Below are 13,671 nucleotides of genomic sequence, written 5' to 3' on the forward strand. Positions count from 1 at the left end.
AGTCACTTTAAAAATATATACGATGGAAAACACACCCATTTTTTTCGCCGATGGAGAAAATCCAAAAATGATCAAAGCTTTCAAAAAAGCGCAGGAAACCTTTAAATATTTCTGGAGAGAATTATCCTGGGAATACCGCAGAATAATTCCCGGACTGGATGTTGCTTGTGTGAAACTCGCTTTTACTCAGGAAATAGACGGAGAAACTGTAGTGGAACACATGTGGATTAATGATGTGAATTTTGACGGCGAAACTATCTATGGTATTTTGGTGAATCAGCCAAGTGAATTAACCAATGTCAATAATGGAGACGAAGTACAAATTCCAATCAACCAAATCAGTGACTGGTTATTTGCAATTGGAGGAAAAACATATGGAGCATTTACCATTCAGGCAATGCGTTCCGAAATGAGCGACGACGAAAGAGAAGGTCATGATGAAGCCTGGGGATTAGATTTTGGAGATTTCAACGATATTTTAGTCGTTAACGAACAAAAAGAAAAACCGGAGAATCTTATAGAACATCCTATGAGCAAAAACACGAAAGACAGTCTTATTGACTTTGTAAAGAATAATCCCGAAGAAGTGAGCGCACAAGATGAATTAGGTTATACTTTTTTACATAGAGAAGCCGTTGCAGGAAACCTTACTTCTGTAGCAGTATTATTAGAATCCGGAGCAGATAAAAAGGTAAAAACTGCCAGCGGAAAAACAGCACTTGATTTTGCAAAACAATTAAATTGGGAACATTTAATTCCTCTATTATAATATTTTCATGTAAATCCGATTTGTAAACAAATCGGATTTTTTCTTTACATAAATATCAATTTATCTTTTCATCCTAAACCAATAATGTGGTATTTTTGCAGCACCAAATCTAATCTTCGCCTGCGATGAAAAAAATATTTTTCCTTATAATAATCTTGTTTCCAGCAAGTATATTATTTTCTCAAACAAAAAAAGAAAACACAGTTACTGACGCTCAAAATGTTTTTTCAAGAACTTATGACTATGTAAATGATTTCGAAAAAATCTTAAATCCAGATCAAATTACAAACCTCACAAATACTTTAAAGGCATTTGAAAAACAATTTCTATACAAAATTACAGTTGTAACAACTTCAACAATACAGCCTTATACCTCTTTCCCAGATTATTCTTTAGAATTAGACAAATATCTGGCAAAAGATCCAAAACTAGATCCAACAATTCTAATCGTAGTAAGCAAAGAATTAAGACAAATTCAGGTTCAAAGTATTGATCTTATTCGTTATAAACTTAGCGATAACGATACCCAAAATATCATTACAACCTATGCCGTTCCCGAATTTAAAAAAGGAGATTATGGCAAAGGCTTAGAACTTGCCGTTGATCAAATTATGAATAAATTAAAAACATATTAATTTATTCTTTTAACGAAAAATCTTATATTGTATTCGTTTTAATCATAAAAAGAAATTATGACATTAGAAGAATACAAAAAACAATTTTCAGAAGATGATGCTGTAGGATGGCTTGAAATCGATAAAGAATTTGAACGTCTTTATCCAAACCAAGAGCCCAAACATTTTGCTCCGGCCATAAGTTATATGCTTGGCGGAGAACATCCGCTGGACGGCGTAAGCATTTACGAAAGCAAAAAACAAACAGATCATTTTCACTTTGTAACCTACGGATTTTCTGAGTTATATTATGATGAAAACAAAATCGAAGATGAATTTAGCAAATGGGGATTTGAACTCACTTTTAGGCTAAAACCTTTTGCCGAAGATAACGGAAACCCAAGCTGGGTAATTGCCCTTTTACAAAACATTGCCAAATATGTTTTTGACAGCGGCAACTGGTTTGAAGAATTTCATTATATGCCAGCAAACGGCCCTATAAGACTCGATACCGATACGGATATTACAGCTTTAGTAATCGTTGCAGATCCTGAAATCGAAAAGAAACAAACTCCGCATGGTGAACTTTCTTTTTTACAAATAGTGGGAATAACTTCTGCAGAATACGAAGCCATAAAAGAAAATCCTGGAATTGTCGAAGAATTAGTTAATAAGCTAAAAGAAAACAATCCGCTGTTAATTACAGATTTAACTAGAAAATCATAAAATATCAAAAATCCGATTGGTGAAAACAAATCGGATTTTTTGATTTCCGTCTGTTAAAAATAATTTACCCCAGCATTAATTTTAATAACTTTATCCGTAAATAATTTCGCTATGAAAGAAATATGCATTGTTGAATTCACTTCTAATTTAGGTCTAAAAGAACCAAAACCAGGAAAAGAACCAGGCGTAAATCGTTTGCCGGATTGGTTATGGAAACATAATCTGCATAAAGCAATTAATCCAAAAAACATCATAAGGGTTGACCCGCCAAAATATTCGAATATAAAAGATCCCGAAACCAATATTCTCAACGCAGATTCATTAGTTACCTACGCCAGAGAACAAGCCTATTTAATAAACAATTTACTGAGTGCCAATAAATTCTCGTTTATTTTGGGCGGCGATTGCAGTATTCTTTTAGGCCCTGCAATGGCTTTAAAACAAAAAGGCAATTATGGCTTATTTTATCTCGACGGTCATACTGATTTTATGGATGTTTCGCTGTCTGAAACCGGCGGCGTTGGCGGCATGGCGGCTTCAATCGTAACCGGAAACGGACATCAAAAATTAACCAATATTCTTAATTTATCTCCTTATATAAAAGAAGAAAACCTTTGGTGCGTTGGCAATCGCGAATACGATGATGAATACGAAAACGAAATCAGAAAATCTTCGGCAACATATCTAAGTCTTCAGGAACTGCGAAAACAAGGCATTGCAAAAGCTGTAAAAACATTTCTTTCAGAAGTTGAAAACAAAAACTTAGATGGTTTCTGGCTTCATATCGATGTCGATGTTCTTAACGACGATGTTATGCCGTGCGTAGACAGCAGAACACCAGACGGTTTGACCTATAATGAATTTAATGAACTTACTTCCTATTTATTTGAAAGTAAAAAACTAAGCGGACTTGAAATTACGATTCTCGATCCTGATTTAGACGAAACCGGAAAATATACCAAAGATTTCGTAAACAATATCACGAATACTTTCAACAAACATTTCAATACTTGATTTAAAAACATAAACATCAAATAATCAATATTTTAATATTATTTTTACTACTGACAAACCGTTGTCACAATCCCATTTTACCTTTACTAAAAAATAAGATTTATGGAAATGAAAGACGGAAAATTAGCAGTTTATGCCGAAACCAGAGCAGACTGGCGCAAATGGCTGACAGAAAACAGTGTAAACGAAAAATCAGTCTGGCTGATTTTGTTTCATAAAAAAAGCCAGACTAAAAGCGTAAATTTAATTGAAGCCACAGAAGAAGCACTTTGTTTTGGCTGGATCGACAGTTTGTGCAAAAAACGCGACGGCGAAAGTTATTATCTTACTTTTTCGCATCGCAACCCAAAAACCAGCAAATGGAGCAAACCCAACATAGAAAGAGCCGAACGAATGATTAAAGAAAACTTAATGACCGAACACGGACAAAAACTAATCGACATTGCCAAAGAACAAGGAAAGTGGATTACGGATTAATAGAATAATTTGGGTGTACCTATAGATCATTTTTAAAACAAAATACAACAACCCAATTTGATGAAAATAACAGAAATTACAAAAAGTGATTTTGAACCTTTAAAAATCCTGTTTTTAAAAGAAAGACGAAGAACATTTTCATGGCTTGATACATCAGAATTTAAATTAGATGATTTTGAAAAACATACGCAGGGAGAATATATATTAGTGGCACATATTAATGAAATTCCGGTTGGTTTTATTTCGATTTGGATGCCAAATAGTTTCATTCACCATTTATATGTTGATCAGGAATACCAAGGCCAGAAAATTGGAACTGAATTATTAAAAGCAGCCATTCAAAAAACTCAATTTCCACTCACTTTAAAATGTTTAGAAAACAATATCAAAGCCGTTGAGTTTTATAACAAAACAGGATTTATAGAAAAAGAAAAAGGACGCTCTGAAAATGGAACCTACATTTTATTTGAGCTTTCAAAAGATATTAATTAAAATTCAAAACCATGAATCAGGAAATCCAGGCATACAACGACTTACAAAACGCTGAAGACAAAAAAATATGTGATATTTTAAGTGTTGAAATTAACGATTTCCTGCAAGAAGCCGAAAGCAAAATCTGGCATCGGCATCCGGTTTGGTTTTTAGACGGAAATCCTGTTGCAGGATATAGTAAACTTAAAGATTCGGTGAGACTACTTTTTTGGAGCGGACAGTCTTTTGAGGAAAGCGGACTTCAAAATGAAGGAAGCTTTAAAGCCGCCGAAGCGCGTTATACAAGTGCAGATCAAATCAATATTGACGATTTAAAAAGATGGCTCGATAAAGCCCGAAACATTCAATGGGATTATAAAAATATCGTGAAACGTAAAGGCCTTTTGATTCGGTTGAAATAATTTAAACTTTTTAAAACACTTTAAAGCAACCATTTAACTTTTTTTTCATCTATAAATAAACTACCAAAATTTAAACCGATGAAAAAATATTTACTTCTTCTTGTTTTAATTGCATTCTCTTCCTGCAACGATAATGATGATAACCATTCTGACGAAAATCGTTTAGAAGGCAAATGGAGCTGGATTCGCACTTCTGGCGGATTTGGAGGACCAACCAGTTCAGAAACATCAGATCAAAAAGTTGTAATTGAGATCTCAAATTCTACAATTAAAACCTATATAAACGGAAATCTGTCCCAACAGCAGAAATTTTTTATCATAACAAAAAAATCTGTTTTTGGCGGAGACAGAAAAATGATTGTTATTGATAAAGGCGACTTCATTACACAAGAATATTATTTTGACAGGTCATTTGAGTTTCATGGCAATAAACTGTATTTAATACAAGAATGTATTGATTGCTCTACATCAGAATATGAACGCGTCAAATAATTGTAATTTGTTAATTATGAATTGTTAATTCAAAACTCAATTAAGTTAATAATCAATAATTAACAATTAATATTTAATAAATTTTTATCGATAAACAATAAATTACTATATTTGTTGCATACTTATTTTAAATCAAAATATTATGTCAACAAGATCAACTTACATTTTAAAGCTCCTATACGTAGTGTCATGGATTGCTTTTATTGGGCTTTGTATAAAAGCAGGAACACTTTTAGCCTCTTACGGAGTTAGTATGTTTATCAGCGAAGTTGGAGCAAAAAACCTGCAGTTAGGTTTAGATTTATCTTCGTTAAAAGCGTACGACGTTGTCGATTACTCTATTATGGTTTTCTCTATTACGGTAATTACAATTTTAGAAGCTTTGGTGTTTTATTCTGTCATTCAAATTTTCCTGAAGATTAATTTTGTCAGCCCGTTTCATGAAACAATTGGAAAACTGATCCAGAAAATGAGTGGATTCTCCTTACTTGTTGGCATTTTTAGCAACATAACCGTTAATTATTCTCAAAAATTTACTGCAATGGGAATTCAGCTTCCCAATCTTACCGAACATATTGGACTTGGAGATGCGTTCTTATTTTTTGCCGGAATTTTATATTTTATCTCACAGCTTTTTGCAAAAGGAATCGAACTTCAAAAAGAAAGCGAATTAACCATATAAGTTATGCCAATTATAGTAAATTTAGATGTAATGATGGCGAAACGAAAAATGTCATTAAATGAACTTTCAGAAAAAGTTGATTTGACTTTATCTAATCTTTCCATATTAAAAACAGGCAAAGCAAAAGCCGTTCGTTTTAGCACGCTCGAAGCAATCTGTAAAGTTCTCGAATGCCAGCCGGGAGATATTTTAGAGTTTGTCGAAGAATAACGTATTAGAATTTTATTCGTAATTTCGTATTAAAGAGAACTTTAGGTTCTCTTTTTTTGTTTAATAACTTTTTAAAACCGTCAAAATGAATATCTTAATCGTATATAGTCATCCGAGTAAAAAGTCTTATACATTTCAGGTTTTAGAACAATTAAAATCTGCAATTGCAAAACAAAACTGGAATCTTGAAGTTTCAGACTTATACGCTTCTAATTTTCAAAGCGATATGTCTGAAGAAGAATATGATAGAGAAGGTTTTGCAAAACTTAATCTTCCCATTTCTAAAGACGTTTTAGCAGAACAGCAAAAAATTGAAAAAGCCGATTGCATTATTTTTCTATATCCCGTTTGGTGGAGCGATTGTCCCGCAAAACTAAAAGGCTGGTTCGACCGTGTTTTTTCAGTTGGATATGCTTACGGACAAACCGACGATTTTCCGAAAATGAAAATAATTCCGTTTGGACTTGTAATCTGCACCGCCGGACATCCAAATGCTTTTTTAACCGAAATTAAAATGGCGCAAAGCATGGAAACCATAATGCTCGAAGATCGTTTAGGAAAACGCTTTGAAAATAAAGAAATGCTGATTCTGGGCGGAACTTTAGATTTGGAAAATGTGATGGAAAATCATTTTTTACAAATTCAAAAAGCCGTTGAAAATATTAAAAGTTATATTGCCTAAAAAATAGAAACTCATATTATAAAACAATCCCAAATAATGACAATAGAAGAAATAATGGACATTCAAATGTCAGCATTTAACAATAGATCCATACAACAAATGATGCCTTTGTACAGTGATGATATTAAAGTTTATAATTTTCAAGATCTTACATTAGCAATAAACGGCAAAAAAGAATGCGAAGAAATGTTTATCAACCTTTTTAAACAATCCCCAAATTTGAATGCCGAAATAATAAAATCCATCTTTTTTGATAACAAAGTAATACTTCACGAATATGTTTCTGGCCGAAATGGCGATGAAACTAAAAAAGAACAAGTTGTTATTTTTGAGATAACAAATCAAAAAATAAGCAGATGGATATCATGAGATAATTTGAAAATTAGAAAATTAGAAAATGAGACAATTATATAATTAACTCAAAGTAAAATCTAAAATCAAAACATCTGTCCGAAATACACCTCATAATTGTCTAATTAAAACCTAACTTATTGATTTTTAAAGAATAAATTTGATATACAACTTAAAAACCATAAAAATGAGTGCATCAGATTTTACTACAGCAATATTAGTCAATCAATCTCCTGAGGAAGTTTTTAATGCCGTTACAAACGTGCGCGGCTGGTGGTCTGAAGAAATTGAAGGAAATACAGCGAAACAAAATGATGAATTTAATTATCATTATGAAGATATTCACCGTTGCAAAATTAAATTGACAGAAGTAATTCCGAATCAAAAAATTGTCTGGCTGGTTGAAGAAAACTATTTCAAATTTACCGAAGACAAAACCGAATGGACTGGAACAAAACCCACTTTTGAAATCACAGAAAAAGACGGAAAAACAGAACTTCGTTTTACGCATTTTGGTTTAAATCAAGAATACGAATGCTTCGAAATTTGCCGTGATGCCTGGACAAACTATATTCAAAACAGTCTTAAAAAACTAATAGAAACCGGAAAAGGCGAACCAAACGCAACCGGAAAACCCCAAACCGAAAACGAAAAGAAATTATCTCAAAATTAAGCGATTGACTTAGCCCACAGGTTTTGCGGATTAAACGGGTTTTCACTGGTTACTTTTTAAGTTTTTTTGCCACAGATTAAAAGGATTAAAATGATTAAAAAAATCTGAGCTAATCCTTTTAATCTGTGGCAAACTCTAAATTAAGCGGTGAAAACCCGTTTAATCCGCAAAACCCGTGGGCAAAAAAGCAAAACCTTAGAATCTCAGCATCTCAGTAACTTAGAATCTTTTTTTCAGCTACAACAATAGTAGATTTGGCTACATCCATCTTTTTGATGTTACGCAACTTTGTAACATCAAAATTTATAACTTATGAAAATTATAATTACAGGTTCTCTAGGGAACATCAGCAAGCCTTTGGCAAAAGAATTAATTGAAAAAGGACATTCCGTTACCGTAATTGCCAGCAGTAACGAAAGAAAACAAGAAATCGAAATCTTAGGCGCAAAAGCAGCCATTGGTTCTGTAGAAGATGTAGATTTTTTGGCTAAAACATTTACAGGTGCAGATGCCGTTTACTGTATGATTCCGCGTGCCAATTATTTTGATCCTAATTTGGATTTAGATGCTTTTACACGCAAAATCGGAAACGCTTATGCTCAAGCCATTAAACAATCTGGTGTAAAGCGTGTTGTATTTTTAAGCAGCATTGGCGCACATTTAAAAGAAAAATCAGGAATTATTCAGCGTTACAATGAAATCGAAGCCGTTTTAAATCAGCTTTCAGATGTTTCAATTACATTTATGCGTCCAACATCTTTTTATTACAATTTGCTGGCTTACATTCCTGCAATAAAAAATCAAGGTTTTATTTCGGCAAATTATGGTGCCGATGAATTAGTTCCGTGGGTTTCTCCAAATGATATTGCAGAAGCAATTGCCGAAGAGCTTACAACTCCGCTTGACGGAAAAAAAGTTCGTTATGTTGCAAGTGAAGAATTAAACGGACACGAAACTGCTAAAATCTTAGGAACAGCAATTGGAAAACCAGATTTAAAATGGAATTTCATAAGCGATGAAGAAGTTCTAAACGGATTAATTTCAGTAGGAATGCAGCCAAAAATAGCAGCAGGTTTGGTCGAAATGTACGCTGCACTTTACAGCGGTTTATTGGGAGAAGATTATTATAAAAACAAACCGGCAGTTTTAGGAAAAACAAAACTGACAGAATATGCAAAAGAATTTGCAGCAATATATAATCAAAAATAGGTAATTTAGGCTATGGCAAATCAACAACCACATCGAATAAAAAGTATCAGCGAATTTCATGAGTTTAGGGATTTGCCAAAGCCTGAACATCCGCTTGTAAGCGTTTATAATTTTGAAGATTTAAAATATCTCAACGAACAAGAACCCAAAAGCCTTATTCTTGATTTTTACTCCATTGCATTAAAAAGAAATGCCAATGCTGTAATGCGCTACGGACAGCAGGAATATGATTTTAAAGAAGGCGTTTTATTGTTTATTGCGCCCGGTCAGGTTTTTTCTATTGAAGGAAACTCAGAACTGCAGCACACTGGATATTCATTACTCGTTCATCCGGATTTTTTATGGAATACGCCGCTTGCACAGAAAATCAAACAATACGAATATTTTGGATATTCGGTTTACGAAGCGCTCCATCTTTCTGATAAAGAAGAAAAAATGATTATCGATATCATGAAAAATATTCAGCAGGAATATCAATCCAATATCGATAAATTTAGTCAGGATGTTATTATAGCGCAAATAGAATTGCTCCTAACCTATTCTGAACGTTTTTATAACCGACAATTCATAACCCGAAAAATAAGCAATCATGAGATTTTGGCCCGTTTAGAAAAATTGCTGGAAGAATATTTTACAAACGATTCTTTATCTAAAAAAGGTTTGCCAACAGTTCAGTTTATTGCCGATAATCTAAACGTTTCTCCCAATTATTTAAGCGGATTACTAAAACATCTTACCGGACAAAGCACACAGCAGCACATTCACGACAAACTGATCGAAAAAGCAAAAGAAAAACTTTCGACTACAAACTTATCCGTAAGCGAAATTGCTTATGAATTAGGCTTTGAACATCAGCAGTCATTCAGTAAATTATTCAAAACAAAAACAAGCATTTCTCCTTTAGAATTCAGACAGTCTTTCAATTAAAAAAAATCCGGGCAAAACACGCATAATTTTCCTATATTCGTAACAATAAAATCAAAATTATGAATCCCGTTTTAAGGAATACTTTGGCTGTTATTGCCGGAATTATTTTTGGAAGTATTGTTAATATGAGTATCATTTTAATCAGCGGTTCAATTATTCCACCGCCAGATGGAGTCGACAACACAACCATGGAAGGTTTGCAAAAAACAATGCATTTGTTTGAAGTACAACATTTTATTTTTCCATTTCTGGCTCACGCAATCGGAACATTTGCAGGAGCAGTTACAACCGCTTTAATCGCGATTAATCATAAAAAGAAATTAGCCTTGGTAATTGGAGCTTTCTTTTTACTAGGCGGAATTGTAAGTGTCTGCTCTCTGCCGGCGCCAATGTGGTTTACCTTTGTAGATTTGGTTTTTGCTTATATTCCAACTGCTTATTTGGCTTTGAGATTAGTTTGCAAAAAAACACAGAAAGCAGCCTATTAAAATTCAAAAAATGAGCGAGAAACCATCCAAACAAAAACCGGCAAAAATGTGCTACGAACATATTGGCGGAAAACTGGGTCAATTGCTCGCTGTAACTTTTGCAGAAAAAGGATGGATTGCCAAGAAAAATCCCGCCGACAAACACTTTTATATTACCGATTTAGGCGAAAAAGAATTCACAAAATTAGGCATCGATATAACACAGATAAAACCTGAAGATTTATAAAAATTTTCAGGTTTTTTTAATTCAAAAAGTACTTCTAAATTTCATAACTTAGTTTGCTGTTTAATCCTGTTGATTATGACTAAGAAAGAAATCGTAGAAAACTTCTTAAAACTTGCTGCAAGCGGACATCCGCATGAAGCTTTTAGGCTTTATGTGGGCGAAAACTTTAAGCATCATAATATTCATTTTAAAGGAGATGCCCAGACTTTAATGCTGGCAATGGAAGAATCGTCAAGAAAAAATCCAAATAAAATTTTTAAAATTCATCATATCATTGCTGACCATGATTTGGTCGCAGTACATTCACATTTAAAACAAAATTCAAGCGATTTAGGATTTGTTGTAGTTCATATTTTTAAATTCGAGTCAGATAAAATAATTGAACTCTGGGATTTGGGACAGCCAATTCCGGGTGATATGATTAATGAAAATGGAATGTTTTAATTAATTGTGAATGGTGAATTGTGAATTGTTAATTATTAACTGAGTCGAAAACTGAAAACCGAGACTGCGACTGAAAACTAAAAAAATCGAGACTAAAAAATGAACCTTAAATACAAAATTCCTGCTTTACTGCTTTTGGCTTTTCTTTTGTCATACTGCAATTCTTCTGCACAAAAGAAAGATGATTATATCGCTAAAATTGACAGTATTGTTGAACATACCACTTCTCCGATTTTTAATGGTGTTGTTTTGATTTCTAAAAATGGAAAAACAGTGTATTCAAAAGCAAAGGGTTTCGCCAATTTTGAAACCAAAAAACCTTTAACCGTAAATTCTCAATTCGAGATCATGTCTAACAGTAAGCAAGTTGCTGCGGTTTTACTTTTATTGGAAGTTGAAAAAGGCAAAGTCGATTTACAATCACCAATTAAAAAATATCTTCCTGAATTAACGCAGCCGTGGGCAGATTCGGTTACGGTTCATCAACTTTTAAATCATACACACGGAATTGTCGATTTGCAAAAACCTTTGGCTTTTAAACCCGGAACCCAATTTAGCTACGGAAATCTAAGTTTTAGTCTTGCTGGAAAAATTGTTGAATTAAGCACCAAAAAAAGTTATGCCGAAGTGGCGAATGCTCTTTTTAAGAAATTAAAAATGAACAATACATTTTGTTATGCTAAAGATAAAACACAAAATATAGTTACAGGAAATATTAACTCAAATGGAAAGTTTGAAGCTGTAAAAACTACGCAAATTACACCACAAAGTTTAGGCGCAGACGGAATTGTTTCGACCGTAAATGATTTATCGATTTGGAATAATAATCTTCATAAAGGAAAAATCCTAAAACCAGAAACGTATCAATTAATGCTGAAATATAATATATTGGCACAGCATAATTTCTTCGGAAAAGCAGATGAAGGCTATGGTTACGGCATTAAAATTATTGAGAAAGAAGCAGTAAAATATGTGGGTCATACAGGTTTAGGCGATGGATTTTCTTCGGTAAATTTATATTTCCCTGAAAGTGATGTCAGCTTAATTGTTTTAGAAAACCAAATGAACGAAAGCCGCGATTTGTTTTATATTTCTGAATTTAAAATCAAAAATATTTTACTGAAAAGCGATTTAGTACATCAAAAATAAAAGACAATGGCAAAGAATAAAACAGCAGAAACCCAAAGCAGTGTTATTGATTTTATAAATACTGTAGACAGCGAAGCAAAAAGAAATGATGCTTTTGAACTGGTAAAAATAATGAAAGCAATTACAGGTTTTGAGCCTAAAATGTGGGGACCAAGTATTATTGGCTTTGGAACTTATCATTATAAATATGCCACGGGACACGAAGGCGACGCACCTTTGTCCGCATTTTCTCCCAGAAAAGCCGCAACTACAGTTTATTTTTATTTACCCGAAGAAAAGAGAGAAGAACTTTTTTCAAACTTAGGAAAATATAAAGTATCAAAAGCATGCATTTACATCAAGAAATTAGCTGATATTGACATCGAAATCTTAAAAAAGATCATTTCGCTTTCGATTGAAGAAGTTAAAAATTTATATCCCCAAAAATAAAAATGATCACATTCTTAATCGTACTATTAATAATAGTGCTTCTCGTTTACAATTTTTTACAACATCCAAAATTCGGAAAAAAGCCTTCCGGCGAAAGATTAGCTTTAATTGAAAAATCGCCTCAGTATAAAAACGGAAAATTCGAAAACCAACATTTCACACCAGATCTTGCCGAAGGCGCAACTTATTTTAGCGTTTTAAGTGAATTTTTCTTCAAAAAACTCGACAGGAAAATCCCAACCGATTTAATTCCGTCAGTCAAAACCAATTTACACGAAATTCCTCTCGATCAGGATGTTTTAGTTTGGTTTGGACATTCGTCTTATTATATTCAACTTGAAGGAAAACGATTTTTAATCGATCCTGTTTTTAGCGGTAACGCCTCTCCTATTGCGGGAACTACAAAATCGTTTAAAGGAACAGATATTTACGCCGTTGATGACATTCCTGAAATTGATTATTTACTGCTTACACACGATCATTATGATCATTTAGATTATAAAACCATTCTTCAGCTAAAGCCGAAAACTAAAAAAGTAATCACAGCACTTGGCGTTGGTTCTCATTTTGAGTTTTGGGGATTTCCAAAAGAAAATATTATCGAAAAAGACTGGCATGAAAAAATAGAATTAGACGAAAATCTAACGCTTTATACAACTCCGTCAAGACATTTTTCTGGCAGAAGTTTTAAACGCTGCAATACACTTTGGACTTCTTTTGTTTTAGAATCCAAAGATTTTAAAATGTATTTGGGCGGAGACAGCGGCTACGACCAGCACTTTGCAGAAATTGGCGAGAAATTCGGCCCTTTTGATATTGTTTTAATCGATAACGGTCAATACAATAAAAACTGGAAATACATTCATAATATGCCCGAAGATGTGATACAGGCAATTCAGGATTTAAAAGCAAAAAGAGCATTTCCGGTGCATTCGTCAAAGTTTTCTTTGTCACTGCATTCCTGGGATGAGCCCTTAATTAGAGTCACAGAACTCAATGCAAATTCAGCAAATCCAGTTCCATTAATTACGCCAATGATTGGAGAATTAGTGGAACTAAAAAATGAAAATCAGGAATTTAAACAATGGTGGAAAGGTATTAAATAATTTTAGATTGCAGATTTTAGATTTTAGATTGAAAACCTGAAACTTGAAACTTGAAACCTAAAACTTGAAACACTGCATTGTCACCCTGAGCGAAGTTGAAGGGCACGCAA

Annotated in this window: 21 protein-coding genes; all 21 read left to right on the forward strand. The window is 33.3% G+C overall.

The genetic code is table 11. The features are described from left to right. Positions 1-22: 22 nt before the first annotated feature. The 21 genes from NLJ00_RS22965 (at position 23) to NLJ00_RS23065 (ending at position 13,561) form a co-directional block, all read left to right on the forward strand. Positions 23-769: a DUF2314 domain-containing protein gene (locus NLJ00_RS22965; protein ID WP_256635553.1), complete on the forward strand. Its 747-nt coding sequence runs from the start codon at positions 23-25 to the stop codon at positions 767-769. Between the two features lie 125 nt (positions 770-894). Next, positions 895-1,404 carry a TPM domain-containing protein gene (locus NLJ00_RS22970; protein ID WP_256635554.1) on the forward strand — a complete coding sequence of 170 codons (510 nt, stop codon included), beginning with the start codon at positions 895-897 and terminating at the stop codon, positions 1,402-1,404. 57 nt (positions 1,405-1,461) lie between these two features. Next, entirely contained in the window at positions 1,462-2,109 is a 648-nt protein-coding gene (locus NLJ00_RS22975) for a suppressor of fused domain protein (protein ID WP_256635555.1), read from the forward strand. Between the two features lie 111 nt (positions 2,110-2,220). After that, positions 2,221-3,123 (forward strand): arginase family protein, encoded by a 903-nt coding sequence (locus tag NLJ00_RS22980; protein ID WP_256635556.1) that lies wholly within the window; start codon positions 2,221-2,223, stop codon positions 3,121-3,123. Positions 3,124-3,225: 102 nt separating this feature from the next. Continuing rightward, positions 3,226-3,600, forward strand: coding sequence for a YdeI/OmpD-associated family protein (locus tag NLJ00_RS22985; protein WP_256635557.1), 375 nt, complete (start codon positions 3,226-3,228; stop codon positions 3,598-3,600). Between the two features lie 60 nt (positions 3,601-3,660). Beyond that, positions 3,661-4,092, forward strand: a complete 432-nt coding sequence (locus tag NLJ00_RS22990; protein ID WP_180858361.1) for a GNAT family N-acetyltransferase — start codon at positions 3,661-3,663, stop codon at positions 4,090-4,092. 11 nt (positions 4,093-4,103) lie between these two features. After that, the gene (locus NLJ00_RS22995; protein WP_256635558.1) at positions 4,104-4,493 is read left to right on the forward strand and encodes a DUF1801 domain-containing protein; all 390 of its coding nucleotides are present in this window, start codon (positions 4,104-4,106) and stop codon (positions 4,491-4,493) included. A 78-nt stretch (positions 4,494-4,571) separates the two neighbouring features. Continuing rightward, positions 4,572-4,985 carry a hypothetical protein gene (locus tag NLJ00_RS23000; RefSeq protein ID WP_180858357.1) on the forward strand — a complete coding sequence of 138 codons (414 nt, stop codon included), beginning with the start codon at positions 4,572-4,574 and terminating at the stop codon, positions 4,983-4,985. A gap of 142 nt (positions 4,986-5,127) precedes the next feature. Next, complete coding sequence (locus tag NLJ00_RS23005) at positions 5,128-5,667, forward strand: hypothetical protein (protein WP_180858355.1); 540 nt, start codon at positions 5,128-5,130, stop codon at positions 5,665-5,667. Positions 5,668-5,670: 3 nt separating this feature from the next. Continuing rightward, the gene (locus tag NLJ00_RS23010; RefSeq protein WP_053471727.1) at positions 5,671-5,877 is read left to right on the forward strand and encodes a helix-turn-helix domain-containing protein; all 207 of its coding nucleotides are present in this window, start codon (positions 5,671-5,673) and stop codon (positions 5,875-5,877) included. An 85-nt stretch (positions 5,878-5,962) separates the two neighbouring features. Next, the gene (locus NLJ00_RS23015; protein ID WP_256635559.1) at positions 5,963-6,559 is read left to right on the forward strand and encodes an NAD(P)H-dependent oxidoreductase; all 597 of its coding nucleotides are present in this window, start codon (positions 5,963-5,965) and stop codon (positions 6,557-6,559) included. A 36-nt stretch (positions 6,560-6,595) separates the two neighbouring features. Next, positions 6,596-6,928: a nuclear transport factor 2 family protein gene (locus NLJ00_RS23020; protein WP_256635560.1), complete on the forward strand. Its 333-nt coding sequence runs from the start codon at positions 6,596-6,598 to the stop codon at positions 6,926-6,928. Between the two features lie 169 nt (positions 6,929-7,097). Beyond that, entirely contained in the window at positions 7,098-7,583 is a 486-nt protein-coding gene (locus NLJ00_RS23025) for an SRPBCC family protein (protein WP_053471732.1), read from the forward strand. A 312-nt stretch (positions 7,584-7,895) separates the two neighbouring features. Next, positions 7,896-8,792 carry an NmrA family NAD(P)-binding protein gene (locus NLJ00_RS23030; protein ID WP_256635561.1) on the forward strand — a complete coding sequence of 299 codons (897 nt, stop codon included), beginning with the start codon at positions 7,896-7,898 and terminating at the stop codon, positions 8,790-8,792. Between the two features lie 12 nt (positions 8,793-8,804). Continuing rightward, the gene (locus tag NLJ00_RS23035) at positions 8,805-9,719 is read left to right on the forward strand and encodes a helix-turn-helix domain-containing protein (RefSeq protein WP_256635562.1); all 915 of its coding nucleotides are present in this window, start codon (positions 8,805-8,807) and stop codon (positions 9,717-9,719) included. 59 nt (positions 9,720-9,778) lie between these two features. Continuing rightward, on the forward strand, positions 9,779-10,207 hold the full coding sequence (locus NLJ00_RS23040; RefSeq protein WP_256635563.1) for a hypothetical protein: 429 nt from the start codon (positions 9,779-9,781) through the stop codon (positions 10,205-10,207). Between the two features lie 10 nt (positions 10,208-10,217). Further along, the gene (locus NLJ00_RS23045; RefSeq protein ID WP_256635564.1) at positions 10,218-10,433 is read left to right on the forward strand and encodes an ArsR family transcriptional regulator; all 216 of its coding nucleotides are present in this window, start codon (positions 10,218-10,220) and stop codon (positions 10,431-10,433) included. A gap of 75 nt (positions 10,434-10,508) precedes the next feature. Beyond that, positions 10,509-10,877: a nuclear transport factor 2 family protein gene (locus NLJ00_RS23050; RefSeq protein WP_256635565.1), complete on the forward strand. Its 369-nt coding sequence runs from the start codon at positions 10,509-10,511 to the stop codon at positions 10,875-10,877. A gap of 99 nt (positions 10,878-10,976) precedes the next feature. Further along, a complete protein-coding gene (locus NLJ00_RS23055) occupies positions 10,977-12,026 on the forward strand; it encodes a serine hydrolase domain-containing protein (protein WP_256635566.1) in 1,050 nt (349 codons plus the stop codon). Between the two features lie 6 nt (positions 12,027-12,032). Continuing rightward, a complete protein-coding gene (locus tag NLJ00_RS23060; RefSeq protein WP_256635567.1) occupies positions 12,033-12,455 on the forward strand; it encodes a DUF1801 domain-containing protein in 423 nt (140 codons plus the stop codon). A 2-nt stretch (positions 12,456-12,457) separates the two neighbouring features. After that, positions 12,458-13,561, forward strand: a complete 1,104-nt coding sequence (locus NLJ00_RS23065) for an MBL fold metallo-hydrolase (protein ID WP_256635568.1) — start codon at positions 12,458-12,460, stop codon at positions 13,559-13,561. Positions 13,562-13,671 lie beyond the last annotated feature (110 nt).

It is taken from the genome of Flavobacterium panici (assembly GCF_024499525.1).
Lineage (GTDB): Bacteria > Bacteroidota > Bacteroidia > Flavobacteriales > Flavobacteriaceae > Flavobacterium > Flavobacterium panici.